This window comes from Christiangramia oceanisediminis (assembly GCF_022570735.2).
Lineage (GTDB): Bacteria > Bacteroidota > Bacteroidia > Flavobacteriales > Flavobacteriaceae > Christiangramia > Christiangramia oceanisediminis.
This window is the reverse complement of the sequence record NZ_JANCNS010000003.1, coordinates 886,990-912,936: the sequence shown is the minus strand read 5'-3', so window position 1 is coordinate 912,936 and position 25,947 is coordinate 886,990. Positions and strand designations below refer to the sequence as shown.

At 41.8% G+C, this 25,947-nt stretch carries 26 protein-coding genes and 3 tRNA genes; 24 read left to right on the top strand and 5 right to left on the bottom strand.

The genetic code is table 11. The features are described from left to right. Positions 1-46 precede the first annotated feature (46 nt). Complete coding sequence (locus MKO06_RS17030; protein ID WP_241552441.1) at positions 47-1,189, bottom strand: acyl-CoA dehydrogenase; 1,143 nt, start codon at positions 1,187-1,189, stop codon at positions 47-49. Positions 1,190-1,281: 92 nt separating this feature from the next. Between MKO06_RS17030 and MKO06_RS17025 the strand changes: the two genes are divergently transcribed. The 11 genes from MKO06_RS17025 to MKO06_RS16975 all read left to right on the top strand — a co-directional run bounded on the left by MKO06_RS17025 (position 1,282) and on the right by MKO06_RS16975 (position 9,001). Next, positions 1,282-2,346: an anhydro-N-acetylmuramic acid kinase gene (locus MKO06_RS17025; RefSeq protein WP_241552440.1), complete on the top strand. Its 1,065-nt coding sequence runs from the start codon at positions 1,282-1,284 to the stop codon at positions 2,344-2,346. Positions 2,347-2,411: 65 nt separating this feature from the next. After that, positions 2,412-3,638, top strand: coding sequence for a Glu/Leu/Phe/Val dehydrogenase dimerization domain-containing protein (locus MKO06_RS17020; RefSeq protein WP_241552439.1), 1,227 nt, complete (start codon positions 2,412-2,414; stop codon positions 3,636-3,638). Positions 3,639-3,751: 113 nt separating this feature from the next. Then, the gene (locus MKO06_RS17015; RefSeq protein ID WP_241552438.1) at positions 3,752-4,453 is read left to right on the top strand and encodes a MotA/TolQ/ExbB proton channel family protein; all 702 of its coding nucleotides are present in this window, start codon (positions 3,752-3,754) and stop codon (positions 4,451-4,453) included. 1 nt (position 4,454) lies between these two features. After that, positions 4,455-4,847, top strand: coding sequence for an ExbD/TolR family protein (locus MKO06_RS17010; protein ID WP_156283620.1), 393 nt, complete (start codon positions 4,455-4,457; stop codon positions 4,845-4,847). A gap of 8 nt (positions 4,848-4,855) precedes the next feature. Further along, on the top strand, positions 4,856-5,677 hold the full coding sequence (locus MKO06_RS17005) for an energy transducer TonB (protein ID WP_241552437.1): 822 nt from the start codon (positions 4,856-4,858) through the stop codon (positions 5,675-5,677). Further along, positions 5,678-6,898, top strand: a complete 1,221-nt coding sequence (locus MKO06_RS17000; RefSeq protein ID WP_241552436.1) for a bifunctional folylpolyglutamate synthase/dihydrofolate synthase — start codon at positions 5,678-5,680, stop codon at positions 6,896-6,898. It begins immediately after the preceding gene. Between the two features lie 162 nt (positions 6,899-7,060). Continuing rightward, entirely contained in the window at positions 7,061-7,876 is an 816-nt protein-coding gene (locus tag MKO06_RS16995) for a hypothetical protein (RefSeq protein ID WP_241552435.1), read from the top strand. Between the two features lie 143 nt (positions 7,877-8,019). Then, positions 8,020-8,094 (top strand) — tRNA-Val (locus MKO06_RS16990). Positions 8,095-8,241: 147 nt separating this feature from the next. Beyond that, positions 8,242-8,316: transfer RNA gene (locus MKO06_RS16985), tRNA-Val, on the top strand. Between the two features lie 54 nt (positions 8,317-8,370). Further along, positions 8,371-8,625 (top strand): GIY-YIG nuclease family protein, encoded by a 255-nt coding sequence (locus MKO06_RS16980; RefSeq protein ID WP_241552434.1) that lies wholly within the window; start codon positions 8,371-8,373, stop codon positions 8,623-8,625. Positions 8,626-8,746: 121 nt separating this feature from the next. After that, positions 8,747-9,001, top strand: coding sequence for a GIY-YIG nuclease family protein (locus MKO06_RS16975; RefSeq protein ID WP_241552433.1), 255 nt, complete (start codon positions 8,747-8,749; stop codon positions 8,999-9,001). 174 nt (positions 9,002-9,175) lie between these two features. On the opposite strand, the gene MKO06_RS16970 is transcribed toward MKO06_RS16975, so the two are convergent. Next, complete coding sequence (locus MKO06_RS16970) at positions 9,176-9,574, bottom strand: hypothetical protein (RefSeq protein ID WP_241552432.1); 399 nt, start codon at positions 9,572-9,574, stop codon at positions 9,176-9,178. A gap of 294 nt (positions 9,575-9,868) precedes the next feature. Between MKO06_RS16970 and MKO06_RS16965 the strand changes: the two genes are divergently transcribed. The 4 genes from MKO06_RS16965 (at position 9,869) to MKO06_RS16950 (ending at position 12,302) form a co-directional block, all read left to right on the top strand. Beyond that, positions 9,869-9,943: transfer RNA gene (locus MKO06_RS16965), tRNA-Val, on the top strand. 124 nt (positions 9,944-10,067) lie between these two features. Then, positions 10,068-10,517, top strand: a complete 450-nt coding sequence (locus MKO06_RS16960; RefSeq protein ID WP_241552431.1) for a nuclear transport factor 2 family protein — start codon at positions 10,068-10,070, stop codon at positions 10,515-10,517. Positions 10,518-10,611: 94 nt separating this feature from the next. Next, positions 10,612-11,013: a Dabb family protein gene (locus MKO06_RS16955; RefSeq protein ID WP_241552430.1), complete on the top strand. Its 402-nt coding sequence runs from the start codon at positions 10,612-10,614 to the stop codon at positions 11,011-11,013. A 170-nt stretch (positions 11,014-11,183) separates the two neighbouring features. Continuing rightward, positions 11,184-12,302 (top strand): CapA family protein, encoded by a 1,119-nt coding sequence (locus MKO06_RS16950; RefSeq protein WP_241552429.1) that lies wholly within the window; start codon positions 11,184-11,186, stop codon positions 12,300-12,302. A 37-nt stretch (positions 12,303-12,339) separates the two neighbouring features. Here the strand turns inward: MKO06_RS16950 and MKO06_RS16945 are convergent, their stop codons facing one another. Together MKO06_RS16945 and gldJ are read right to left on the bottom strand one after the other, a co-directional pair. Beyond that, positions 12,340-13,641: a UDP-N-acetylmuramoyl-tripeptide--D-alanyl-D-alanine ligase gene (locus tag MKO06_RS16945; protein ID WP_241552428.1), complete on the bottom strand. Its 1,302-nt coding sequence runs from the start codon at positions 13,639-13,641 to the stop codon at positions 12,340-12,342. Positions 13,642-13,708: 67 nt separating this feature from the next. Beyond that, positions 13,709-15,409: a gliding motility lipoprotein GldJ gene (gene gldJ, locus MKO06_RS16940; RefSeq protein ID WP_241552427.1), complete on the bottom strand. Its 1,701-nt coding sequence runs from the start codon at positions 15,407-15,409 to the stop codon at positions 13,709-13,711. A gap of 418 nt (positions 15,410-15,827) precedes the next feature. Here gldJ and porV point away from each other — a divergent pair, with 418 nt between their 5' ends. The 9 genes from porV to MKO06_RS16895 all read left to right on the top strand — a co-directional run bounded on the left by porV (position 15,828) and on the right by MKO06_RS16895 (position 25,187). Next, positions 15,828-16,979: a type IX secretion system outer membrane channel protein PorV gene (porV, locus tag MKO06_RS16935; protein ID WP_241552426.1), complete on the top strand. Its 1,152-nt coding sequence runs from the start codon at positions 15,828-15,830 to the stop codon at positions 16,977-16,979. 82 nt (positions 16,980-17,061) lie between these two features. Then, positions 17,062-17,544, top strand: a complete 483-nt coding sequence (gene cdd, locus MKO06_RS16930) for a cytidine deaminase (RefSeq protein ID WP_241552425.1) — start codon at positions 17,062-17,064, stop codon at positions 17,542-17,544. Between the two features lie 110 nt (positions 17,545-17,654). Continuing rightward, positions 17,655-18,656, top strand: coding sequence for a pyruvate dehydrogenase (acetyl-transferring) E1 component subunit alpha (gene pdhA / locus MKO06_RS16925; protein ID WP_241552424.1), 1,002 nt, complete (start codon positions 17,655-17,657; stop codon positions 18,654-18,656). Positions 18,657-18,659: 3 nt separating this feature from the next. Continuing rightward, on the top strand, positions 18,660-20,342 hold the full coding sequence (locus tag MKO06_RS16920) for a pyruvate dehydrogenase complex dihydrolipoamide acetyltransferase (protein ID WP_241552423.1): 1,683 nt from the start codon (positions 18,660-18,662) through the stop codon (positions 20,340-20,342). A gap of 63 nt (positions 20,343-20,405) precedes the next feature. After that, positions 20,406-21,368: a M28 family metallopeptidase gene (locus tag MKO06_RS16915; protein ID WP_241552422.1), complete on the top strand. Its 963-nt coding sequence runs from the start codon at positions 20,406-20,408 to the stop codon at positions 21,366-21,368. Continuing rightward, the gene (locus tag MKO06_RS16910) at positions 21,365-22,048 is read left to right on the top strand and encodes an SDR family NAD(P)-dependent oxidoreductase (RefSeq protein WP_241552421.1); all 684 of its coding nucleotides are present in this window, start codon (positions 21,365-21,367) and stop codon (positions 22,046-22,048) included. Before MKO06_RS16915 ends, MKO06_RS16910 begins: the two co-directional genes overlap by 4 nt. A gap of 3 nt (positions 22,049-22,051) precedes the next feature. Continuing rightward, positions 22,052-22,651: a SprT-like domain-containing protein gene (locus tag MKO06_RS16905; protein WP_241552420.1), complete on the top strand. Its 600-nt coding sequence runs from the start codon at positions 22,052-22,054 to the stop codon at positions 22,649-22,651. Positions 22,652-22,655: 4 nt separating this feature from the next. Next, positions 22,656-23,747 carry a mannose-1-phosphate guanylyltransferase gene (locus MKO06_RS16900; protein WP_241552419.1) on the top strand — a complete coding sequence of 364 codons (1,092 nt, stop codon included), beginning with the start codon at positions 22,656-22,658 and terminating at the stop codon, positions 23,745-23,747. A gap of 3 nt (positions 23,748-23,750) precedes the next feature. Further along, entirely contained in the window at positions 23,751-25,187 is a 1,437-nt protein-coding gene (locus MKO06_RS16895; RefSeq protein ID WP_241552418.1) for a DUF389 domain-containing protein, read from the top strand. Here MKO06_RS16895 and MKO06_RS16890 read toward each other — a convergent pair. After that, complete coding sequence (locus MKO06_RS16890) at positions 25,182-25,946, bottom strand: ABC transporter ATP-binding protein (protein ID WP_241552417.1); 765 nt, start codon at positions 25,944-25,946, stop codon at positions 25,182-25,184. The two genes, MKO06_RS16895 and MKO06_RS16890, sit on opposite strands and share 6 nt — an antisense overlap. Between the last annotated feature and the right edge of the window lies 1 nt (position 25,947).

Here is a 25,947-nt window from a genome sequence, read left to right as displayed (position 1 = left end):
AGAGCAGCCAGATGGCTGCTCTTTTGTTTTATTATATCGACGGAAATTAATCCTTTAGAATACTTCTTGAAATAACGATCTTCTGAATTTCAGAAGTCCCTTCGTAGATCTGCGTGATCTTGGCATCTCTCATCAATCTTTCTACGTGGTATTCCTTCACATATCCATTACCTCCGTGAACCTGAACCGCTTCTACGGTTACATCCATTGCGGTTTGAGAAGCATGTAATTTTGCCATGGCACCTGAAAGATCATAGTTGTTACCCTGATCTTTATCCCAGGCAGCTTTCATCACCAGATGCCTGGCTGCTTCGATTTGGGTGTGCATGTCGGCTAATTTGAAAGCGATAGCCTGGTGATTGCAGATCTCGGTTCCAAAAGCCTTGCGCTGCTTAGAATAATCTTTTGCGAGTTCATAGGCTCCGGAAGCAATTCCTAAAGCCTGAGCGGCGATACCGATTCGTCCACCGGAAAGTGTCTTCATAGCGAATTTGAATCCGAACCCGTCTTCACCAATTCTATTCTCCTTCGGAACCTTTACATCGTTGAAGTTCAAAGAATGCGTATCACTACCTCTGATACCAAGCTTTTGTTCCTTAGGTCCTATTTCGAAACCTTCCCATCCTTTTTCCACGATAAAGGCATTGATCCCTTTATGTTTTTTCTCCTTGTCGGTTTGTGCGATCACTAAAAAATAATCTGCAGAAGATCCGTTGGTGATCCAGTTCTTGGTTCCGTTAAGGATATAGTGATCACCTTTATCTATAGCAGTAGTTCTTTGTGAAGTAGCATCACTTCCTGCTTCCGGTTCAGAAAGGCAAAAAGCGCCCAGTTTCTCACCAGTTGTTAATTTTGAAAGGTATTTTTTCTTCTGTTCTTCGGTTCCGAAGGTGTCAAGACCCCAGCAAACCAGTGAATTGTTTACAGAAACCATAACAGAAGCAGATGCGTCTATTTTGGAAAGCTCTTCCATGGCTAGAACATAAGAGATAGTATCCATTCCGCCACCACCATACTCAGGCGATGCCATCATTCCAAGAAATCCAAGATTTCCCATCTTCTTGATGAGTTCCTTCGGGAATTCCTGTTTTTCGTCTCTCTCGATCACCCCTGGCAAAAGTTCGGTTTTAGCGAAGTCTCTTGCCGCATCGCGTATCATGATATGTTCTTCGGTAAATTTAAAATCCATCTGAAAAGAAATTTGTAAAAAACTGATTTTTGGACGGCAAAGATAGCTTTTTGATACCTATTTTTCAATTGATATTGAGTATTTTTACGAATATGGAAAAATTGACCTACAGGCTAATTGGTGTTATGTCTGGAACTTCCCTTGATGGGATCGACCTTGTTTTTACTGAGATCGATTTTAAAGATTCGATTAGCTATTCCATTCTGGCTTCCGAAACCATTTCCTATAATAAAGAGTGGCGCGAAAAACTGGAGAAAGCCATCGATTTGCCTTCTGAAGAACTCACCGAACTGGATAATGAATACAGTATCTTTCTTTCAGAGGTGATCAATGACTTTATTCAAAAGCATGATATTGATCTGCTGGATGCGGTTTGCAGTCACGGCCATACCGTTAAACACCGGCCTAAACAGGGAGTGACCTTTCAAATTGGGAACAGGCCCAAGTTGGCCAAACTGGTGAATGTTCCGGTTGTTTGTGATTTCAGGGTGCAGGATGTGGAATTAGGTGGTCAGGGCGCTCCTTTGGTCCCAATAGGGGACAGGCTCCTGTTTGGTGATTTTAAATACTGCATTAACCTGGGAGGTTTTGCCAATATTTCGCTGGAAAAAAGTGACCAGCGCATAGCTTACGATATTTGCCCCGTAAATACGGTTCTCAATTTTTATACCCGTAAGATCGGCAAGGAATATGACGAGGATGGTGAAATGGCCAGGTCAGGAAAACTGGATCGGGAGCTGTTGAACCAATTAAATGCGCTTCGGTTTTATAAAAAGGAAGCACCAAAATCCCTCGGGATAGAATGGGTGAATAAGGAAATCTTCCCATTGATCGAAAGTAAATCACTTGAAATTCGGGATATTCTAAAGACCTTCACCATTCATGTCGCAGATCAGATCGCGGCCTGTCTTGATAATGCTCCAGCTTCGAAGATTCTTGTCACCGGCGGAGGAAGTTTCAATGGATATCTTATAGAAGAACTACAATCCAGGACCAAGTGCGAACTCGTGATCCCAGAAAAGGAGTTGGTTGACTTCAAGGAAGCCCTTGTTTTTACCCTTCTGGGAGTGCTTAAATTGCGCAAGGAGATCAATGTGCTGAGCTCGGTTACCGGGGCCCGAATGGACCATTCTTCAGGAAGGGTTTATGAACCCTGAAAATTTTGCCAAATTCGGAATATAGCCTCTTCAGTTTTTTATATTTGCTGCAAAATATTCCAAAAATGAAAGAATTACTCAAATTATACGAGAATAAAGAACCCGAAATTGTATTTAACTGGAAAGATTCTGAAACCGAAGCTGAAGGCTGGACGGTGATCAATTCGCTTCGTGGAGGTGCTGCCGGTGGTGGTACCAGAATGAGACAGGGACTTGATCAAAACGAGGTGCTTTCGCTTGCCAAGACCATGGAAGTTAAATTTACTGTTTCCGGGCCTCCTATTGGCGGTGCTAAATCTGGGATCAACTTCGACCCGGCCGACCCAAGGAAAAAGGGAGTTCTCGAGCGCTGGTATAAAGCGGTTTCTCCTCTTCTGAAAAGTTACTACGGAACTGGTGGCGACCTGAACGTGGATGAGATCAACGAGGTAATTCCTATTACAGAGGATTGTGGCGTTTGGCATCCTCAGGAAGGAGTATTTAACGGTCATTTTCAACCAACCGAAGCCGATAAGATCAATAGAATAGGTCAGCTAAGACAGGGAGTGATTAAAGTCCTTGAAAACACTCATTTTTCACCGGATGTTACCAGGAAATATACAGTGGCCGATATGATCACCGGTTACGGTGTGGCAGAGGCGGTTCATCATTATTATTCCATTTATGGAGGTGATATTGAAGGAAAAAAAGCCATCGTCCAGGGGTTCGGGAATGTAGGTTCTGCAGCAGCATATTACCTTGCCCAAATGGGAGCGAAGATCGTTGGGATCATTGACCGGGCAGGCGGACTAATTAATGAAGAAGGTTTCAGTTTTGAAGAGATCAAGGAAATGTTCCTGAATAAAAAAGGAAATACCTTGAGCCATAAGGATATGATCTCTTTCGAAGAGATTAATGAAAAGATCTGGAAACTGGATGCCGAAATTTTCGCGCCCTGTGCAGCTTCAAGGCTTATTTCAAAAGACCAGATCACCAGTTTGATCGATAGAAAACTGGAAGTTATTTCTTGCGGGGCCAATGTTCCTTTCGCCGATAAGGAAATTTTCTTCGGGCCAATTATGGAATATACCGATGAACGTGTAAGCCTGATCCCTGATTTTATTTCAAATTGCGGTATGGCCCGTGTTTTTGCCTATTTCATGGAAAGAAGAGTTCAAATGACCGATGAAGCCATCTTCAATGATACTTCCATGACCATTAAAAATGCCATTCAGAATACATTTGATAATAACAGCAGCAAGACCAACATCAGTAAAACTGCTTTTGAAGTAGCTCTAAAACAGCTTGTTTAAAAGTTTGTGTAAACATTCTTGAAAGATTGGTAGAACGCCTATTTCTATTATTTAAATTTGGTTACAATTAAACTTACTTTAGCACGTTACAATAAAAAACCTATTTAGAACATATGCTTAACTTTTTTCAGCAGGACGAGCTGGCCGATGCTGCCCAAACTGCAGAGCCCGTCGTAGAAGAAAAGACCCTATCTCTATTTGAACTCATGTTTAGTGGAGGGCTTGGTGGACAGATCATTATCATCATCCTTTTCGTTCTATTATTCGCCGCGGTCTATATTTATTTTGAAAGGCTTTTTGCCATTAAGGCTGCCGGAAAGATCGACAAAAACTTTATGCTCCAGATCAAAGACAGCGTTTTGAGCGGAAATATCGAATCTGCCAAAATAAGGTGTGCGCAAAGTGATTCCCCGGTCGCCAGACTTACCGAAAAAGGAATTTCCCGTATAGGAAGTCCATTGGAGGATATCAATACGGCTATTGAGAATGCCGGAAGACTCGAGGTCTATAAGCTGGAAAAGAATGTAAGTATCCTTGCTACTATCGCGGGAGCCGCTCCTATGATTGGTTTCCTTGGAACCGTAATTGGTATGGTACTTGCTTTTCATGAACTGGCCACCAGTAGCGGGCAGGCCCAGATGGGAGCCCTTGCAGAAGGGATTTACACTGCCATGACCACAACGGTGGCTGGACTTATCGTGGGTATTATCGCTTATATTGGATATAACCATCTTGTTGTTAAAACCGATAAAATGGTGCACCGCATGGAAGCAACCGCGGTTGATTTCCTTGACCTGTTAAACGAACCAGCTTAATATGAACCTGAGAGGAAGAAATAAAATAAGCCCGGAGTTTAGCATGAGCTCGATGACCGATGTAGTTTTTCTACTGCTCATCTTTTTTATGTTAACTTCTCCGGTGATCACTCCGGAAGCTCTGGATTTGATACTTCCAAAGGCTAAAGGAAAGACGACCACCAAGCAAACCCTTTCGGTTAGTATAACCAAGGATCTGCAGTTTTATATCAATGATGAAAGGATCAGTAACTCTGCGCTGGAAGGCACTTTAAAAAGTCGGCTGGCAGGAGAAGAGAATCCAACCATTATTTTAAGGGCTGAAGAAGGTGTGCCTATCGAAAAGGCCGTGAACGTGATGGATATCGCGAATCGTAATTCGTATAAGATCGTACTGGCTGTAAAACCAGAATAGAAAGTAAAATGGCTGTTTTAGAAACAAAACATGAGAAGAAATCCTTTACCATCACTGTAGTGATACATGTGGTCCTGATCCTTCTTTTGATCTTTTTTGGCCTTACTTACCTGGATCCGCCACCTGAAAGTGGGATCGCGATCAATTTTGGTACTTCTGAAGTTGGGATGGGGGACGAACAGCCAAAAGAGCCGGTGAAGTCGGCTCCACAACAAACCACGGCACAGCCGGTGAAATCGGAACCTGTGATCGAGAAGGAGGTTGTGACCCAGGATATCGAGGAGGCCCCTGTGATCGAAAAAAAGAAAAAGGAAACTCCCGTCGAATCGAAACCCGTTGAAAAGCCGAAGGAAGAACCCAAGCCGGTAAAAAAGCCGGAACCTAAGCCAAGTAAGTCTACCAATGACGCTCTGAGCAGTATTTTAAACGGACCTGAACGAAGTGGAACGGCTTCTGGAGGGGAAGGGAATGACAACCAGGCTGGTGATAAGGGAAGCCCTGAAGGTGACCCTAATGCCAGTTCTTATTACGGCCAGGGAGCAGGACTCGATGGGGACGGAAACTACAGGCTTGGTGGACGATCTGCTTTGAATAAAGAAAAATTCGTACAGGATTGTAATGAATCTGGTATTGTAGTGGTCAAGATCGTTGTAGACAGGACCGGAAGAGTGATCAGTGCGCAGCCGGGAATGAAAGGGACTACCAATAGTGCCAGCTGCCTTACTGAACCGGCAAAAAGAGCCGCTCTTGCTACCAGGTTCAATAGCGATGACAATGCGCCTGCAAAACAGGTGGGAACCATTATCTATAACTTCAAACTTACCGAATAAGTGAAGACCTATCATGAAACTGTTGAATGGATGTTTCAACAGTTGCCCATGTACCAGCGGGTAGGGAAGCAGGCGTTTAAAAAAGATCTTACCAATACCCTGAAACTCGCTGAACAACTTGCTCATCCTGAAAAGAAATTCAAATCAATTCACGTTGCCGGGACCAATGGAAAAGGTTCTGTAAGCCATATGCTGGCCGCGGTTTTTCAAAGTGCAGGTTACAAAACCGGGCTCTACACTTCACCTCATTTAAAGGATTTTAGGGAAAGGATCAGGGTCAATGGCCAAATGATCGGCGAGGAGGAAGTTGTTGAGTTTATAGATGAGAATAAAGCTTTCCTGGAAGAGAATAGCTTAAGCTTTTTTGAAATGAGCGTTGGAATGGCCTTTGATCATTTTGCGAGGCAGCAGGTAGATATCGCCATTATCGAGGTAGGAATGGGAGGCAGGCTGGATTCTACCAATATCATTAATCCTGAATTATCGGTGATCACCAATATCGGTTTAGATCATACCGCTTTTCTGGGAGAGGATCTTGCGACTATCGCAGGCGAGAAGGCGGGAATTATCAAGGAACAGGTGCCGGTGGTCATTGGCGAAAAACAGCAAGAAACCCAACCGGTTTTTCAGAAAAAGGCCACCGAAATGCAGGCCCGGATCTTTTTTGCTGAAGACTATCAATTTCCTGTTGTTGAAAGCGATTTGAAAGGAGCCTATCAGAAAAAGAATCTTCGAACGCTGATGACAGCGATCAAAGTGCTTGCGGAAAGAGGCTGGAAGCTTTCGGAAGCAGAAGTAAAGAATGGGCTATCGAAGGTTAAATTGCTTACAGGTTTGCAGGGACGTTGGGATGTGCTTCAGCTAAAACCTAAAGTGATCTGTGATACTGCGCATAATGCCGAAGGCCTTAAGATTGTCCTGAAGCAATTAAAAAAAGAAAAATTTCAGCATTTGCATATACTTATAGGTGTTGTTAATGATAAGGACCTTTCAAAGGTTCTTGATCTATTTCCGAAGGAGGCTACCTATTACTTCGCAAAACCAAATGTACCACGCGGTCTTGAGGCTCAACTGCTTCAGCAGGAAGCTGTAAAGTATGGGCTTGAGGGGAAGGTGTTCGATTCAGTAAAAGATGCCTACGATACTGCTCTCGATGCTGCCCTGGATGAAGACCTTATTTTTATTGGTGGAAGCAATTTTACCGTAGCTGAGGTTTTATAGGGAGAATTGCCATTTCAAATGGCTTTTGCTTTAAAAAATAGGTTATCTTTATAAGTATCCGAAGATCATTTATTTAAGCCTTACTTCCTTATTTTTTATTTCCCCATTTTTATATGATCTGACTTTTTGCTGGGTGATTTATTAATTTAAAACTCAACCAAAATGAAAAAGTCTCGATTATTTGTCGTTCTACTGGCATTGATGCTAAGCATGGCAGCAAGTACACAGGAAAGCTCACAGGATTTTAAACCGGTCTACATTACCATGACCACCACTCACTGGAACGATGACCCGGAAACCGATTTCTCCGACTGGCTCGCAACCGAGCAGGAATATTTCAAGAACGTCACTGCAAAGAATGATCTAATAATTAGTTCTGGAGTTTACACTCATTACTTCACTCCAGATAATTCTGAAATCGTTATGGTGAATGTTTATGAAAATTGGGATGATATCGAAAAGGCCAACGACCTTAACCAGAAATTAGTAGAGGAGGCCTGGCCCGATGATAAAGCGCGACAGGCAATCTTTGATAAACAGGCTAAGTATTATAAGCCAGATCACAGGGATGAGATCTATTTGTCTATGAGGTATTATATACCAGAGTCTGCTTCTAACGGGGAGCCCAGGATCTTCTATGTGAGAAATAGTCAGTTAGCGATGGACGGTCAGGGTTCGCCGGCTACATTCAACGAATTCTACGAAAAGGTAACCAGGAAAAGCAAAAAGCTAAAAGGTTATTACACCCACCGCCATCTATGGGGAGCTAACAGCAGGGATATGGCTGAAGTTTTTGTTTTTGACAAACTGGGTGATATCGAGGAATTTTTTGAAGAAGAAGCCAATTTGGTCTCTGCAGCCTGGGCCGATGAAAAGGAACGGGAAGATTTTATGAAGGAAATGAATAAAAATTTCACCGGCAAGCACGCCGATTTAGTATACCGAAGTGTGCCGGAATTGATGAAAAGCAATCAATAAGAAACTGGCCCTGAGCCGGTTGGTTCAGGGCTTTTCTTCCGGCTTACCTATAAATTTTTATAAGCTTTAAAATATTTAATTTTTTACAAGATTTTCTTTTGTGTAAAGGAAAATCTGGTCTATATTTGCATCCGCAATCGCGAGGGCGCGTAGCTCAGTTGGTTCAGAGCACTTGGTTTACACCCAAGGGGTCAGGGGTTCGAATCCCTTCGCGCCCACAGAAATTGAAAAGGCTTCCAGAAATGGAGGCCTTTTTTATTTGATGAAATTTCCAGACCAACAATTAATTTCAATCAGGGAATAAAAAATTAGTTTTTTAGTTTAGTCCTAATTGAATTTTAATATATTTGCATCCGCAATCGCAAGGGCGCGTAGCTCAGTTGGTTCAGAGCACTTGGTTTACACCCAAGGGGTCAGGGGTTCGAATCCCTTCGCGCCCACAGAAATTGAAAGGCTTCCAGCAATGGAAGCCTTTTTTTATGTAGATTGATTGAGTGGAATTCTACGTCTATATAATTCATTCTCAAAGTCTTGATCGATATTATATTGGATGCACCGAAAATATCGAGTCAAGGCTAATAAAGCACCTGCAGAATCATAAAGGATTTACCTCGAGAGGTAAAGATTGGAAATTGGTTTATTCGGAAAAATTTCCAGACAAGAAACTAGCCTTAGCTAGAGAAAAAGAAATTAAAAACTGGAAAAGCCGCAGAATGATCGAGAAATTGATCTCGCAAAATAGTATTTGAAAACGGTTTGGTTCAGAGTATCCCGATTACATCGGGAGGGTCAGGGGTTCGAATCCCTTCGCGCCCACAGAAATTGAAAAGGCTTCCAGAAATGGAGGCTTTTTTTATGTAGATTGATTGAGTGGAATTCTACGTCAATATTATTCATTCTCAAAGTCTTGATCGATATTATATTGGTTGCACCGAAAATATCGAGTCAAGACTAATAAAGCACCTACAGAATCATAAAGGATTTACCTCGAGAGGTAAGGATTGGAAATTGGTTTATTCGGAAAAAATTCCAGACAAGAAACTAGCCTTAGCTAGAGAAAAAGAAATTAAAAACTGGAAAAACCGCAGAATGATCGAGAAATTGATCTCGCAAAATAGTATTTGAAAACGGTTTGGTTCAGCGCATCCCGATTACATCGGGAGGGTCAGGGGTTTCCCGAAGCCAGTTCGGGATAGACTGAATCCCTTCGCGCCCACAGACTTGAAAAGGCCTCCAGGAATGGAGACCTTTTTTCTTTTACGATTCTTAAGCCTGAAAGTTCTCAGTTTTAGATATGGTCTATTGAGATAATACTGCTTTTTCAGGTAAATAATATTCACCTTTCGGAGCTTCTATTATTTCAAATATCATTTTTTTATTTAACGGGATATGGATGATTTTCAACAAACCATTTGCTGAACTATAATGACTTGTAAAGGTTCCCTGATAAGTGTTTTCAGAAGTTTTATTCAAAAGAAAGTTTACCTCGTTTTCTAATTCTGAATTGCAATCAATTTTTTCGCCATTATTAAATACGCTACAATAATTTCCTTCAACAGATTTATCATCCACTTTCAATATTCTTAACTCTAAACTATTTCTTCCATTTTCAGAATTCCAGAACCAAACACCTTTGGAAATTTGTGAGATAGTAATACTTGGTAAAAGAAAAAGGAGTAATAGTATAGTTCTTTTCATTCGAATTTTTAAAAAACAGGATATTAAAGGCTCTAAACTAAATAAAATATTTAGCATACTTGTCAGGTAGAATTCAAAACCTATGGATGGTCCAATCCAGTTCGGGATATACTGAATCCCTTCACGCCCACAGAATTAAAAAGGTCACCAGGGATGGAGGCCTTTTTTTATATGAATTATCTCAGTGGAATTCTACGTCGATGTCATTTACTCTTAAAGTCTCGACTTTACGGCCTCCTTTTTTTATTGTTTTTCAATCTCGTTGTAAGGACTTTTAATATATTTGCCGCGTTAGAGTGATTAGCTCAGTTGGTTCAGAGCACTACCTTGACAGGGTAGGGGTCACTGGTTCGAATCCAGTATCACTCACAGATAAGGTCACTGGTTCCCCAACCATTCGGGGCAGTATCACTCACACTTTAAAACCTCGCTATTTGCGGGGTTTTTTATTGGTTTAATTGAAGTATCTTAAACCGGCTAATCAAAATCAATCATGATGAAAAATTTTATGTTGTTTTTTCTCATTCTGGGGCTTCAGGTACAGGCTCAATCTACCGATGAACAACAGCTCAAAGATCTTATTCAGAATTCCTTCGATGAGGTTTTTTCCGAATTGAATGTGGAGAATATTGATAATTATTTTACCGATGATTTTCTGCTGCTTGAGGTAGGAGAAGTCTGGGATATGGAAAGGCTTACTTCTGAATTAAAGTCGGCTAATCTGCAGGGAATGCAGCGGGTTAATGAATTTGATTTTGTAGAAGTGAAGGTTGCCGGTAATACTGCCTGGATAGCTTATCATAATGATGCTACTTTTAAAAAGGATGGAGAAACCATTCAGGTGATTAGATGGCTGGAAAGTGCCACGGCAGTAAAGACCGAAAGAGGTTGGCGCATTGATATGCTGCATTCAACCAGGAAACGTGTAAATGCCGGTGAATGATATTTGCCTTATGAGGTCTTAATGCCACCGATAAGGTGGGATTTGATGTTTTGTTTATTTAGAATTGTTCAGTTGATCATTAATAAAAATTGAAATGAAAGCTTACTTAAAGATTTTAATAGTAATAGGTGTTTTTAATTGCGTGCAAAGCATTCATGCGCAGGCGCAAAAAGTAGAATTCGACAAGAACTTCAGTCATGTTGTGTATTTCTGGTTGAACAATCCCGATAATGCGCAAGACAGGCAGGATTTCGAAACTTCCCTTAAAAAGTTTCTTAGGAATAGTGAGTATGCGCAAACAAAGTTCATTGGGGTTCCTGCGAACACTCCCCGTGATGTGGTAGATAACTCCTATACATATTCGCTGATTCTTACCTTTCCTTCAAAAGAGGTTCAGGATAAATATCAAAAAGAACCTGCTCATTTGCTCTTTATCGATGAAGCCTCCCACCTGTGGAAAAAGGTTCAGGTGTATGATTCGGTCGGTATTGAGTAATTGTCCTTTGTAAATTTTAGGTTTTTCAGGCCTTATTCTGAATAGTTTTCCAGGCTTTCTATTAATTCCGTAACTTAAAGGGAGTTGGTAAAGCTATGAGCAAAATATATTTTTTTCTGCTGTTTTTGTTTTCTGTATGCTTCTGTTTTACCCAGAGTGAACAAATCAAAATGAAAAAGCCAGACGCGAATACTTCTATAAGACTTTTCCTTGCCGGAGATGTAATGACTGGCCGGGGAATTGACCAGGCGCTGCCAGTTTCTGTTTCTCCTGAACTTTATGAGGCTTATGTGAAAGATGCACGTTCCTACCTTCAGCTTGCCGAAAGAAAAAGCGGAAAGATCGATACCCCTGTTGATCATAAGTATATCTGGGGAGATGCCATTCAGGTTTGGCGCGAATATAAACCCAATCTAAAACTCATCAATCTCGAAACCAGTATCACCACTTCTTCCGAAGCCTGGCCGGGGAAAGGTATACATTACCGAATGCATCCTGAAAATGTTGAATTGTTTAAGGTGGCAGGGATAGACCATGTAAGTCTTGCGAACAACCATATACTGGACTGGAGTAGAAAAGGTCTACAGGAAAGTATCGAAAGTCTGGAGAAGGCAGGAATTAGCTTTTCAGGAGTCGGAAAGGATCATGCTGCAGCACAGGCTCCTTCTACTTTTCATATCAACAATACCCGAATTCTTGTGTTTTCCTATGGAGCGTGGAATAGTGGTATTCCGAGTTCCTGGAAAGCAGAAGTAAATATAAGTGGTGTTAATTACCTGGATGCTTTCGGAAAAACTGAATTTGAAAAGGTCAAGGAAAATATTCAGTCTTTTAAAGAACCTGATGATCTGGTCATATTTTCAATTCATTGGGGCGGAAATTGGGGTTATGACATCCCGCAGGAGCATATAGATTTTGCACACCGGCTTATAGATGAAGCTGGAGTGGACATCATTTTCGGTCATTCTTCGCATCATCCACTTGGTATGGAGGTTTACCATGACCGGCTGATTATTTATGGCGCCGGTGATTTCATTAACGACTATGAGGGGATTAGTGGGAATGAGAAATTCAAACCGCAGTTAAGCCTTATGTACTTTCCTGTGGTAGATAGTGAAGGACAACTTAAAGCCCTAACCATGCAGCCCATGCATATCAAAAAGCTTCAGTTAAATAAAGCTGATAAAAAACAGGCGAAATGGCTCGAAGAGGTTCTCTCCGGGGAAGGACAGAAATTTGGTACCTCGTTGAAATTAAATGAAAATAATGAACTTTTCCTGTCCTGGTAAACGTCCTCCAGATCAACGATAGACTTTCAGTAAGTTTTTACCGGCTTTTTTTGATCGAATCAAGCACTCGTTCCAGTGCCATTCCCCTTGAACCTTTTATAAGGAAATAGCAATTTTCAAAATTAGATTCTTGCAGGTGAGTTTTTAAAGCTTCGATGTCCTTAAACTTAAAGATAAAATCGTTGCTGGTATGAGTTTTTTTGAAGTTCTCTCCTAGTAAATAGGTTTCTGAAATTTTGCTGTTTTCTATGAAATTAACGATAACCTGGTGTTCTGTTGGTGCAGCATCTCCTAATTCGAACATATCCCCGAGAACAGCGATCTTTTGCTTGCTGGTTTGAAGGTTATTGAAATTCTCTAATGCCGCATGCATGCTGGTAGGGTTAGCATTATAGGCATCCATGATAATAGTATTGTTTCCGCTTTCGATAAGCTGAGACCGGTTGTTTTGAGGACTGTATTCTTCTATTGCTTCTCGAATGTCGTTAAATTTAATTTTAAAATAAAGTCCTATGCACAGGGCAGCAGCCATATTGGTGGCATTGTAGCTTCCGGTTAGTTTACTGTTGAATTTGGTGTCGTTAAAAAGAAGCTGGGCATTAGGCTGCCCCTGGAGATAGGAAAGGCGTACATCTGCCAGCCGGCTCATTCCGAAACTGAAAGTGTGTTTGTAATTATGATGCTTCCTCTGGATTTCATCGTCGATATTGAGGAAGATCAGTTTGTTTTGCTCCTGCAAATGTTTGTAGAGTTCGGTCTTTCCTTTAATGACTCCTTCCACACCACCAAAACCTTCCAGGTGAGCCTTTCCGAAGTTTGTGATGTAGCCATAATCCGGATTGGCAATACTGCACAGGAATTCTATTTCCCTCAGATGGTTCGCCCCCATTTCAACGATCCCGAATTCGGTTTCTTCATCCATAGACAAAAGAGTGAGAGGAACTCCAATATGATTGTTGAGGTTGCCTTTTGTAGCAACTGTTCTGAACTTACGGGAAAGCACCGCATACAATAATTCCTTGGTAGTGGTTTTTCCATTGCTGCCGGTTATTGCCAGGATGGGGATCTCCAGGTAGTTGCGATGGAAAATTGCTAATTTCTGAAGGCTTTCCAGGCTGTTCTTAACCAGGATAAATCTTTCGTCATCCTCCAGGGCAAATTCCTTTTCATCTACCACCGCATAACGGGCGCCGTTCTGAAGAGCTTCAGCTGCAAATTCATTGCCATTAAAATTGCCTCCCTTGAGTGCAAAAAATATACAATTCTTGTTAATCTTTCGGGTATCGGTGCATGCACCGGAACTAAGAAGGAATCTCTGGTGGAGTTGAGCTGAATTCATATTTTAAAACTATAAAAAAAGCCCTAAACAAGTTAGGGCTTTAAGTTTATTTTAAAGAAGCTGATGATTAATTGCTTCTTGCAGTCTTATTCTTTTGTAAAGATTTAGATCCAACTCTGGACATTGCGTTACGGAAACCAATATAATCGGTCGCCATATCCTGTGGGAAGTAACGACGCTGGGCAGGATCTAACCAGTAAGCTCTGTCTCTCCAGCTACCTCCTTTATAAACACGTACCTCGTCACTAATAAGAGTGGTTCTTTTTTCCTTGTCGTATCCTCTTTGGGTGATTCCGCTGGAAGCAGCTGTGCTGTCTTCAGAAGCATAAGAGAAATTATCGTAAGTAGGTGAATTGTACATCCTTTTTGATGGGTCATCTACTTCCTGGAAAGGCTGATAATAGCGGCTTGAGCTTTTATCACCATCTCTAAAGTTTCTCTGGTCACTTTCGGTAAAGTTGGTTCTCATATAAGTATCCTCATCGGTTACTGGAACCTGTGCGATCTCTCCGGGGAGATTTCTGGCAACCAGTTTTCCGTTGCTCAATGTATCGTAAACCACATCCTCGGTTCCTACTACTTTTACAGTTCCGTCTTCGTTGATTGCATGCTTGGTGTACACGTTACCCCTGTAGTAGTTGAAATCGTTGAATTCGTCGTCTACAACAGGACGATAAACATCTGCAACCCATTCGGCCACGTTACCTGCCATATCATATAATCCAAAATCATTTGGCTCATAGGTCTTAACTTCTGCAGTAATATCGGCGCCATCATCGCTCCACCCGGCAATTCCACCGTAGTCACCATCTCCCTGCTTAAAGTTAGCAAGCTGGTCTCCCATTCTTTTTACATCACCATTTCGGGTGTACTGGCCATCCCATGGATATTTCTTTCTACCTCTGTAAGTGTTGTAGTTTCTGATACCAACAAGTCCAAGAGCTGCATATTCCCACTCAGCTTCAGTAGGAAGCCTGTATTCAGGATAGATAAGGCCGCTTTCACGTCCCGGGTATACTTTCTTAACCGGGTTTCCGGCGTCGTTGGTATTATTGAGTCTGTCCTGTGCTTCATCACCTCCCTGGCTTATTTCGGTATTTCCTCCATAAGATTTGCTAGGGGTGTGGATAAATGTTTCGGTGTTAAATGTAGAAGAGGCATTAACATCGGTTAAGTGTGCACCTTCCTTAATATAACCTTCTCTTTCCAGCTGACTTTCATTTACACGATCGGTTCTCCATTTGCTGAATTCAACCGCCTGTATCCAGCTAACCCCTACTACCGGATATTCGGCATAAGCGGGGTGACGAAGATAGTTGGTTACCATTGTCTCATTGTAACCAAGCCTGTTTCTCCAAACAAGGGTGTCTGGAAGTGCTCCGTTATAAATATTCTTGTAGTTGTCTTCACTTGGAGGAAAAACTCTCTTTAGCCAGTCAAGGTATTCCAGGTACATTTTGTTGGTTACCTCGGTTTCGTCCATATAAAAGGACTGAACATGCTGCTGGGTTGGGGTGTTGTTCCAGTCGTGCATAGGATCATCCTGAACACGTCCCATGGTGTAAGTTCCCCCTTCAACGAAAACCAGACCAGGAGCTGCTTCCTGTTCCTTATAATCGGTGTTATACTGGAATCCGCCTTCATCCGAATTGATGTCCCATCCGGTTGCGCGAGAGGTGTTTTTGTAATTGTTGGAATTATTACAGCTTAGTAAGCTAACGCCACAAACAACAGCAATAAAGGCTTTTAAAGCTACATTCAATTTCATAGTATTCTCTTCTTTATGATAGAAAATTAGGCCCTGCAATATACTAATTAACGCTAAATGTACAAGATTATTTTATTTATTCTGGGCTGGTGATTAATCGCATAACTGTCTGATATGCCACGACCTATAATATTCTGTATCAGGTTGATTTGCTTTGGTCTGAGTTTTCTGGTCTATTACTCATCTAAACGATGGCTCGACAGGGAAATTGTTTGGATGATGTAATTTTCACCGAATATTTTGTCGTCTTGTCTGTATGCTACAATATTATTCATCTTTTTGAGTTATATTCATTAACCCCTAATCCCATTGCAATCATAAAATATATTCGTTAAAGTCAGGATAAGAAGCTTTTTCCCAAATTGGTTCTTTCTTAACAGGAATATTACCATATATTTGTTTATCATTAACTGCTATAATGAAAAAAATTACATTCTTTTTAATAGGAGCATTATTTTTTGCGAAATTTTCAATGAATGCGCAGGAGCAGAGGGATAGGGTGATCACTACCGCTGTTCCTTTTCTTTTGGTAGCTGCCGATGCCAGAGCAGCTGGTCTCGGTGACCAGGGGGTTGCAACCTCTGCCGATATTTTTTCCCAACAATGGAATCCGGCGAAATACGCTTTTATGACCAGGAAGAATGGGGTTGCGGTTTCTTATACTCCCTACCTTAGCGAAATTGTGAACGACATATTCCTTGGAAGTCTAAATTACGCTCATAAACTTAACGATAGAAGTGCTTTTGCAGGAAGTTTAAGATATTTCAGTCTGGGATCTATTGAGGTGAGGGATAATTTTGAGCAGGCTCCTGTTCTTGTAAATCCTAACGAGTTGACTTTCGACCTTTCTTATTCCCTGAAATTGAGCGAAACCTTTTCGATGGCGGTTGCTGGTAGGTATTTGAGATCAGATCTGGGTTTGCAGGATAATGAGGATCTTGGTGCGGCTTCTACTTTTGGAGTGGATGTAGCTGCCTATTATCAGAGTGATCAGATAACTTTCAATAGTTTCGATGGAAGATGGAGACTGGGGGCTAATATTGCGAATATTGGACCTAAAATGAAATATGATGATGCTGGCCAGGAAAACTTTATTCCAACAAATTTAAAGCTGGGTGGAGGTTTCGATTTTATATTCGATGCCCAGAATCGCCTTGGAACTTATATTGAGTTCAATAAATTACTGGTTCCTACACCACAGGATTTTGATGGTGATGGCGATATAGATGGTGAGGATGATGAAGAATATAATGAAATTGGTGCTATAGAAGGGATCTTTAAATCCTTTGGCGATGCACCTGATGGTTTTTCTGAAGAGCTTAAAGAAATCACCTGGGCGATGGGTGCCGAATACTGGTACCAGGATAAGTTCGCTTTAAGAACTGGCTATTTTCACGAAAGCGACGAAAAGGGATTTAGAAGGTTCTTTTCGCTAGGTGCCGGATTCGTATATGAATCTGTAGTGATCGATGCGTCCTATTTATTTTCAACTTCCTCAGTGCCAAGTCCGCTTGAAGGAACCCTTAGATTTGGTTTAAGCTTTAACTTCGGGGATAGCTACAATAATTAAGGCCTCCTTAAATCTTAAAACTATCTTAGTATCATTTGAAACCAATCTGGTTTCTGTTACCTTGTCTTCCCAATAATAATATATGAAGCCACTTACGATCACTTCCCGGCTGGAAGTGTATGAGTCTATTGATGAGATTCCCGATTCTGTTAAAGTTCTTATGGAAAAGGCGGCAGAGGTTCGGGATAATGCCTACGCTCCTTATTCGGAATTTAAGGTTGGAGCCGCCCTGCTTCTCGATAATGATGAAGTCGTGGTGGGTAGTAACCAGGAAAATGCTTCCTATCCTTCTGGTCTTTGTGCCGAAAGGACTGCGGTTTATTACGCGGGAGCAAGGTACCCGGAAGCTGATATTTTGAAAATCGCGATAACCGCCAGGTCGCTCAAGCGTCAAATCCTTTCCCCGGTGCCTCCATGCGGGGCGTGCAGGCAGGCTCTTGTTGAATACGAGGTGAAACAGGACCGGCCAATAGAGATCTATTTTATGGGCGAAAGCGGAAAGGTTGTAAAAGCTTATTCTATAGGAGATCTGCTTCCTTTGGTTTTTGACAGTTCCTGGCTATAAGGTTTTCGTTATTTTTGCCACAAAACTGTTTTCGTTTCTTATCGAAAATAGTATTTTTGTTATCCGCTTGGCAAAACCGATCTGTCTGGCCTTTAAATATAAATTTTTAGATGAAGAAAATTACAAAAGCCACATACTTAAAGTGGTACGAGGATATGTTGTTCTGGCGCAAATTCGAAGACAAGCTTGCGCAGGTCTATATTCAACAAAAAGTTAGAGGATTTTTACATTTATATAATGGGCAGGAAGCCATTCTGGCGGGAGCACTTCACGCGATGGATCTCAAAAAGGACAGAATGATCACTGCTTACCGAAATCACGTTCAGCCTATCGGGATGGGTGTAGATCCTAAAAAAGTGATGGCCGAACTCTACGGAAAAGGTACCGGAACTTCTCAGGGTCTTGGTGGTTCCATGCACATTTTCTCTAAAGAACACAGGTTCTATGGAGGTCACGGGATCGTTGGAGGGCAAATTCCTCTGGGTGCCGGTCTTGCCTTCGCAGACAAGTATCATAAAAGAGATTCGGTTACTCTTACTTTTATGGGAGATGGTGCTGTAAGACAGGGTTCGTTACATGAAACCCTTAATATGGCTGTAAACTGGAATCTTCCTGTTGTCTTCTGTGTGGAGAATAATGGGTATGCGATGGGAACTTCTGTAGCCAGGACTTCAAAGGATACCGAGATCTGGAAACTAGGAAATGGATATGAAATGCCATGTGGACCTGTAGACGCGATGGATCCGGTAAAAGTTGCTGAAGCTTTAGACGAGGCGATCAAGAGAGCCCGAAAAGGTGATGGTCCAACTTTCCTTGAATTGAAAACATACCGTTACAGAGGTCACTCTATGAGTGATGCTCAAAAATACCGAACCAAAGATGAGGTGGCAGAATACCAAAAACTTGATCCTATTACGAAGGTGAAAAACCATATTAAGGAGAAAAAGTACGCTACCGATAAAGAAATAAAAGAGATCGACAAACGCGTTAAGGATATGGTTGCAGAATGTGAGAAATTCGCAGATGAATCAGATTTCCCTAATAAGAACGTAATGTACGATGTTGTTTACGAACAGGAGGATTATCCGTTCCTGGCCCATAAATTAGACTAAAAGATGGCAGAAGTAATCAAAATGCCGCGCCTGAGCGATACCATGGAAGAAGGTACCGTTGCCAAGTGGCTTAAGCAAAAAGGAGATAAAGTAGAAGAAGGAGATATCCTGGCCGAGATCGAGACCGATAAGGCTACCATGGAATTCGAATCATTCTATGATGGAACCCTTCTTCATATAGGAATCGAAGAGGGTGATACCGCTCCGGTTGATGCCTTGTTAGCTATAATCGGGGAAGAAGGTGAAGATATTTCCAGCCTGCTGGATGGCGATGGAGAAGATTCTTCATCTGATAAAAAGGAAGAAAAATCTAAGGATTCCGACGACGAAAAATCAGAAGATACTTCAGATGAGGATTCTGAAGGCGATGAAGATTCAGATTCTGGTGATGGCGAAATTCCTGAAGGAGTAGAGATCATCAAAATGCCGCGTCTTAGTGATACCATGGAAGAGGGTACAGTCGCTTCCTGGTTGAAACAGGAAGGTGATAAGGTTGAAGAAGGAGATATCCTTGCCGAGATCGAGACCGATAAGGCTACCATGGAATTTGAATCTTTCTATGAAGGAACCTTGCTTAAAATCGGTATCCAGGAAGGTGAATCTGCCAAAGTAGATAGTCTTCTGGCAATCATTGGTCCTGAAGGAACCGATGTTTCCAAGATCGATACGTCAGGCGATGGATCTAAAAAATCAAAAAAATCTTCAGATTCTAAAAAGGATAAAGAAACAGATTCCTCTAAGGATTCAGAAAAGAAAACTGAAGACAAAACAAGCGAATCAAAATCTGAATCAAAAGACGGTGGAAGAATTTTTGCTTCTCCGTTGGCCAAGAAAATGGCCGAAGACAAAGGAATTGATCTTGCAGACGTAAAAGGATCGGGTGAAAACGGCCGAATCGTCAAGAAGGACATTGAAGATTTCAAACCTTCAGAAAAACCAGCTGCCAAAGAAGAGGCCAAGGAAGAAGCTGCAGCTGATGTTCAGCCTTACGTTCCGGCAGGTGAGGAGAGCTTTGAGGATAGAAAGAATTCTCAAATGCGCAAGACCATTGCAAAACGTCTGGGTGAATCTAAATTCACTGCTCCGCATTATTACCTTACTATAGAGGTAGACATGGCCAATGCGATGCAATCCAGAAAGCATATCAATGAAATGCCAGATGTTAAGGTATCTTTCAATGATATGGTGATCAAAGCATCTGCCATGGCTTTAAGAAAGCATCCACAGGTCAATAGCCAGTGGACGGGTGATAATACCAGAATTGCCAAGCATATCCATATGGGAGTTGCTGTAGCTGTGGAAGAAGGGCTTGTGGTTCCTGTGCTGAAGTTTGCAGACCAGATGTCTCTAACTCAAATTGGGAGCAATGTGAAGGACCTGGCAGGAAAAGCCCGTAATAAGAAAATTCAGCCATCAGACATGGAGGGAAGTACCTTTACGGTTTCCAACCTTGGAATGTTCGGAATCGTTGAATTTACCAGTATCATTAATCAGCCTAACTCGGCAATTCTTTCAGTGGGAACCATTGTAGAGAAGCCTGTGGTGCGCAATGGGGAGATCGTTGTTGGAAATACCATGAAACTTACCCTAGCCTGTGACCATAGAACGGTTGATGGTGCTACCGGTGCTGCATTCCTTCAAACACTGAAGACTTATCTTGAGAATCCGGTTACCATGCTGGCTTAAGATCTTAAATATCAAACAATCTGAAATCCCGCTAAATTGCGGGATTTTTTTATCTTTAGCAGTATGAGAAACTTACTTGTAAAAGGCATTTCAGGCCTTTCGTTAATGATGCTTTGCGCCACATCGGTTAAAGCACAGTCTACACAAAACATAAAGATTTCAGTAGACCAGATCGAGCAGAATCTTGAATACCTTTCCTCAGATGAACTCGCCGGAAGAAAGACCGGTGAACCGGGTATTGAAAAGGCTGCCAGTTTCCTGGAAGAAAAGATGAGAACCTTTGGTTTGAAACCTTATTTTGAAACCTACCGCGATAGTTTCCAGGTGAATGGCTTACAGGGCTATAATGTGGTTGGTTTGCTTGAAGGCACTAACGAAGATCTAAAGGATGAGTATATCATTATCGGTGCTCATTATGACCATATAGGAACGGGAAAAGAGGTTAACGGAGATGTGATCGCAAACGGTGCAAACGATAATGCAGCCGGTACTGTTGCTGTAATAGAACTAGCTAAACAACTTTCTGAGCTCGGGAATAACGGCAGAAGCTTACTTTTTGTATTGTTTTCAGCAGAGGAAATGGGATTGAAAGGTTCTCAACACCTTGCTGAAAAGTTAAAGGCAGAAGGAATGGATCTCTACGCGATGATCAATATGGAAATGATCGGCGTTCCAATGAAGGCCAAGGATTATGAAGCTTATCTAACCGGTTATGAAAAATCAAATCTAGCCGAGAAGTTTAACGAATATTCTAATGGTGAGAAGGTTCTTGGTTTTCTTCCGCAGGCGAGTCAGCTTTCCCTTTTTAAAAGAAGTGATAATTATCCTTTTTATACCGAATTTGGCGTACCGGCTCAAACCATTTCCACCTTCGATTTTTCAAATTATGATTATTACCATCATGTAGATGACGAATCTGAAAACCTGGATCCAGAACATATGGCAGCTCTTTTCAATAAACTCATCCCGGGTTTACATAAAATGACCATGACTTCTGAAAAGGAAATAAAAATGAATCAGGAATGAAGAATATAGTAATTACAGGTACCAGCCGTGGAATAGGGTTTGAAATGACCAGGATTTTTTCTGAAATGGGAATGAACGTGCTGGCACTTTCGCGAAATAGTGAGCCTGTTTCTGAACAGGAACTGAAGAATGTTCACAGTTTCTCTTTCGATATTACCGATGAAGACAGTCATATACGTACCAAAGGTTTTATCGAGGAGAACTGGAATTCGAAGGTAGATTTGCTTATCAACAATGCAGGAGCATTTCTAAACAAACCTTTTGAGGAAACCACTTCAGATGATTTTCGCCGTATTTACGAGGTGAACGTTATTGGCGTGGCCTCTTTTACCAGGAAATTGATCCCGTATATGAACAAAGATTCCCATGTGGTTAATGTTAGCAGTATGGGAGGAATACAGGGAAGTGTAAAATTTCCTGGCCTGGCTGCTTACAGTTCCAGCAAGGGAGCTTTGCTCACCTTAACCGAATTACTGGCTGAAGAATATAAAGAAGAGGGTCCTTCGTTCAATGGGCTGGCCCTTGGTGCGGTGCAAACCGAAATGCTCGCAGAAGCATTTCCAGGTTACGAGGCTCCAGTAAGTGCCCGTACAATGGCTGAGTATATTTCAGATTTCGGCCTGAAGGGCCATAAATATTATAATGGAAAGATTCTCCAGGTTTCAAACAGCACTCCTTAAACCATGAAGGAAATACTTCAGAAATATTTACCTTCAAATGCTGTTGAACCCGTTTTTCAGCTTATTAAAATAAATGGCGTTCACCTGAAGATCGTGAATGAGCGGGTAACACGCCACGGTGATTACAGAAGAATGGCCAATGGCACCCAGCAAATCACCATAAATGCCAACCTTAATAAATACAGGTTTTTAATCACCACAGTGCATGAGATCGCTCACCTTGTGGCTTTTGAAAAATTCGGGAGAACGATCAAGCCTCACGGGCAGGAATGGAAATACTGTTTCCGGAACCTGATGCTGCCATTTATTCGCCCGGAGATATTTCCGAATTCGTTGCTGCCGCTAATCGCGAATCATTTCAGAAATCCGAAAGCCAGCAGTGATACCGATGCAAAACTGGCTGTTGCCCTGAAAATGTTTGACCCGGAAAACGATAAAAACTATATTTTTGAAATTCCTGCGGGAAGTATTTTTAAGATCCATAATGGTAAGACCTTCAAAAAAGGGCCGCGTAAGGTAAAGCGATACGAATGCCTGGAGGTCGATACCGGGAAGATTTACCTGTTCCAGCCGAACGCAGAAGTTCATTTATTAAAGATTTAGAGTGATGACCCGAGGGAAAAATGACAATTATTACGCGATTTTGATGGCCGGTGGAGTTGGTTCGAGATTCTGGCCTTCCAGCAAGGCTTCCAATCCCAAGCAATTCATCGATATTCTTGGCGTAGGGGAAAGTCTCTTCCAGATGACCTTTAAAAGATTGTCTCGTCTAATTCCTACAGAAAATATCTTGGTTCTTACCAATAAGAACTATGTGGATAGGATCAAGGAGCAGGTTCCTCTAATCAGGGATGAGCAAATAGTTCCTGAACCGGAAATGCGAAATACAGCGCCGAGTATTTTGCTTGGAGCACTTAAGATTCGCAAAATGAATACGGATGCTCGTATAGTGGTTGCTCCCTGTGATCACTGGATACAGCAGGAAGATGAGTTTCTGGACGTTCTGGAAACTGCCTTTGAAAGCCTCAAGAACGAAGATCGCCTTCTAACGCTTGGCGTGGAGCCTGATTCTCCAAATACCGGGTATGGATATATCGAGTTCGATAAGTGGGATACAGGCAACATCAAAAAAGTGAAAAAATTCACTGAAAAACCAGATCTTGAAAAAGCTGAACGGTTCCTGGAAGCAGGAAATTATGTATGGAATGCCGGGATATTCATCTGGAGTGCTGACTTTATAGTTCAGAATTTCAAGCAGCATCTACCTGAAATGTATGCTATTTTTGAGAAGGGTTTCGACAGTCTAAATACCGAGAAGGAAGATGATTTTCTGAAAGAGAATTATGCGAAATCAGATAATATTTCCATCGATTACGGAATTATGGAAAAAGCGCGGGATGTTTATGTGATCCCGGTTTCTTTTGGCTGGAACGATCTGGGGACCTGGACTTCTGTACAAAAGGAACTTTCAAAAGACGAGAACGGAAATACAGTGATCAATTCGAGACTGGAGGCAGAAGATGCCGAAAATAATATTATATCTATCTTTAGCGGCAAGATTGTAGCTTTAAAAGGGCTTTCAGATTATATCATCGTGGAGGATGAAAATGTCCTGATGATAGTGCCAAAATCAGATGAACAGGAGATCAAGAAGTTAAGGGAGCGAGTAATGAAGAAATATGGAAACGACCTAGGTTAAAGAATGGCTGAATCAGAAAAAAAGGAAGAAAAAGAAAAGAAATCTCAGGAAGATAATCTGGCTGAAGATGCCAGACATATAGGAGATCAGGCTCATAATTTCCTGAGCAGGTTGCTCAACATTAAACATGATACCGACAGGGAATCAACCCTGATCGCTGTTCAAAAAGATATCTCGTTCAAAGGGCATAATGCCTGGATCCTGATATTTTCCATTTTTGTGGCCTCTATAGGTTTGAACGTTAGTAGTACAGCGGTAGTAATTGGAGCCATGCTTATTTCGCCATTAATGGGACCGATAGTTGGTGTGGGAATGGCAATTGCCATTAATGATGTGGATACACTTCGCCGCTCTTTTATCAACCTTGGGATCATGGTGGGTTTAAGTGTGATCACCGCTACCATTTACTTCTTTATATCGCCGGTCAAGGGCGTTACTCCTGAACTGGAGGCTAGAACCTATCCTACCATACTCGATGTGTTGGTTGCTATATTTGGCGGTTTGGCCCTGATTGTCGCCAAAACCAAAAAAGGAACCATCGCAAGTGTGATAATGGGGGTTGCGATTGCAACTGCGCTTATGCCGCCATTGTGTACAGTTGGTTACGGCCTGGCAAATGGAAACTGGCAGTATGCACTGGGTGCTTTGTATTTGTTCTCGATCAATGCTGTTTTTATAGCTCTTTCCACTTTTGTGGTTGCTAAATTACTTGGATTTCCCCTTGTTAGATATGCTAACAGCCGAAGACGAAGAAGAACTGCACAACTGGCTTCAACCATTGCCGTGATCGTGATGATACCAAGTGTAATCCTATTTGTGATGCTTCTAAGAGAGCAGGTTTTTGATAGTAAAGCCAACGAATTCCTTAGTGAAACTGTTCAATTTGAAGGTAGCGAAATCCTGAAAGCTACCAGGGATTATAAAACAAAGACTATCGAGATCTATCTTATTGGGAATCAGGTTCCACAGGGAACCATCCAAACCTGGGAAAAGAAAATGAACGAGATCGAGGCCCTGAAGGAAGCACAATTGATCGTACATCAGGGCAACGACCAAAGCCAGGATATCAACAGGCTTTCCAGTGAGCTCAGAACCGGGATCCTGGAAGACCTTTATGTTCGCAACCAGGAAGTATTGGAGAATAAGGATAAGCGCATAGAATTACTGGAATCGGAACTCGCAAAGTACAGGGGAGATTTATTCTCTTTCGCCGATCTAAGCAAGGAGGCCAAGATCAATTACGAGGATATCAATGAAATAGGCTATTCCAATCTGGTAGTGACCAATTTTGAAAAAATAGACACGATCCCGACTTTTACTGTAACCTGGGATTCACAGGTGAGCAATAGTGCATTAAGAGAAAGGCAGGCAAGGTTCGAAAACTGGATACGCCTGCGATTGAAGCTGGATACACTGGCCGTTAAGAATGTGAGATTATAAACCTTTTTGCTGGGCTTCCCTTACCTTCTGAAAAAGATCGGAAGAATAAACAAAATCGGTAACTGCTTCATCATCGGTATTGAAAATCTCATCTTTAGTTCCTTTCCAGGCCAAAACTCCGTTTTTAAGAAAGGCAATGCGTTCACCTATCTCTAGTACCGAGTTCATATCGTGTGTAATAAGAACGGTAGTGATATCATTCTCATGAGTAAGCTCCTGGATGAGGTTGTCTATCACCGTCGCCGTTTTTGGGTCCAGCCCTGAGTTCGGTTCATCGCAAAACAGGTATTTAGGTTTGTTTACGATCGCCCTGGCAATGGCCACACGTTTCTGCATTCCCCCGCTAATTTCTGAAGGCATTTTACTGCCCGCATCGGTAAGGTTCACCCTTTCCAGAACTTCATTTACACGATTAAGCATCTCGCTTTTTCGCTGTTTGGTGAACATTTTCAAGGGAAACATGATATTCTCTTCCACAGTCATGGAATCGAACAGCGCTCCGCCCTGGAAAAGCATTCCCATTTCTTTACGCAATTCACGTTGTTCCTCGTCAGAAAAATTAGAGTAAGGCTTCCCATCGTATTCAATAGTTCCGGTATCGGGTTTGAAAAGGCCCAGCATGCATTTCAGAAAAACACTTTTTCCTGAACCGGACTGGCCTATGATCAGGTTGGTCTTTCCTCTTTCAAAAACATAGTCGATCCCGTTCAGTACTTTCTGACCATTAAAACCTTTATGTAAATTCTTTACCTCTATCATA

Bases quoted from the DNA above. Each gene is read 5' to 3' on its own strand.
- MKO06_RS17020 (WP_241552439.1), top strand. From the start codon at position 2,412: ATGAAAGAATTACTCAAATTATACGAGAATAAAGAACCCGAAATTGTA.
- MKO06_RS16995 (WP_241552435.1), top strand. From the start codon at position 7,061: ATGAAAAAGTCTCGATTATTTGTCGTTCTACTGGCATTGATGCTAAGC.
- pdhA (WP_241552424.1), top strand. From the start codon at position 17,655: ATGAAGAAAATTACAAAAGCCACATACTTAAAGTGGTACGAGGATATG.
- MKO06_RS16915 (WP_241552422.1), top strand. From the start codon at position 20,406: ATGAGAAACTTACTTGTAAAAGGCATTTCAGGCCTTTCGTTAATGATG.
- MKO06_RS17005 (WP_241552437.1), top strand. From the start codon at position 4,856: ATGGCTGTTTTAGAAACAAAACATGAGAAGAAATCCTTTACCATCACT.
- MKO06_RS17030 (WP_241552441.1), bottom strand. From the start codon at position 1,189: ATGGATTTTAAATTTACCGAAGAACATATCATGATACGCGATGCGGCA.
- gldJ (WP_241552427.1), bottom strand. From the start codon at position 15,409: ATGAAATTGAATGTAGCTTTAAAAGCCTTTATTGCTGTTGTTTGTGGC.
- porV (WP_241552426.1), top strand. From the start codon at position 15,828: ATGAAAAAAATTACATTCTTTTTAATAGGAGCATTATTTTTTGCGAAA.
- MKO06_RS16910 (WP_241552421.1), top strand. From the start codon at position 21,365: ATGAAGAATATAGTAATTACAGGTACCAGCCGTGGAATAGGGTTTGAA.
- MKO06_RS16960 (WP_241552431.1), top strand. From the start codon at position 10,068: ATGATGAAAAATTTTATGTTGTTTTTTCTCATTCTGGGGCTTCAGGTA.
- MKO06_RS16950 (WP_241552429.1), top strand. From the start codon at position 11,184: ATGAAAAAGCCAGACGCGAATACTTCTATAAGACTTTTCCTTGCCGGA.
- MKO06_RS17025 (WP_241552440.1), top strand. From the start codon at position 1,282: ATGGAAAAATTGACCTACAGGCTAATTGGTGTTATGTCTGGAACTTCC.
- MKO06_RS16970 (WP_241552432.1), bottom strand. From the start codon at position 9,574: ATGAAAAGAACTATACTATTACTCCTTTTTCTTTTACCAAGTATTACT.
- MKO06_RS16900 (WP_241552419.1), top strand. From the start codon at position 22,656: ATGACCCGAGGGAAAAATGACAATTATTACGCGATTTTGATGGCCGGT.
- cdd (WP_241552425.1), top strand. From the start codon at position 17,062: ATGAAGCCACTTACGATCACTTCCCGGCTGGAAGTGTATGAGTCTATT.
- MKO06_RS16895 (WP_241552418.1), top strand. From the start codon at position 23,751: ATGGCTGAATCAGAAAAAAAGGAAGAAAAAGAAAAGAAATCTCAGGAA.
- MKO06_RS16920 (WP_241552423.1), top strand. From the start codon at position 18,660: ATGGCAGAAGTAATCAAAATGCCGCGCCTGAGCGATACCATGGAAGAA.
- MKO06_RS17015 (WP_241552438.1), top strand. From the start codon at position 3,752: ATGCTTAACTTTTTTCAGCAGGACGAGCTGGCCGATGCTGCCCAAACT.
- MKO06_RS16890 (WP_241552417.1), bottom strand. From the start codon at position 25,946: ATGATAGAGGTAAAGAATTTACATAAAGGTTTTAATGGTCAGAAAGTA.
- MKO06_RS16945 (WP_241552428.1), bottom strand. From the start codon at position 13,641: ATGAATTCAGCTCAACTCCACCAGAGATTCCTTCTTAGTTCCGGTGCA.
- MKO06_RS16955 (WP_241552430.1), top strand. From the start codon at position 10,612: ATGAAAGCTTACTTAAAGATTTTAATAGTAATAGGTGTTTTTAATTGC.
- MKO06_RS17010 (WP_156283620.1), top strand. From the start codon at position 4,455: ATGAACCTGAGAGGAAGAAATAAAATAAGCCCGGAGTTTAGCATGAGC.
- MKO06_RS16905 (WP_241552420.1), top strand. From the start codon at position 22,052: ATGAAGGAAATACTTCAGAAATATTTACCTTCAAATGCTGTTGAACCC.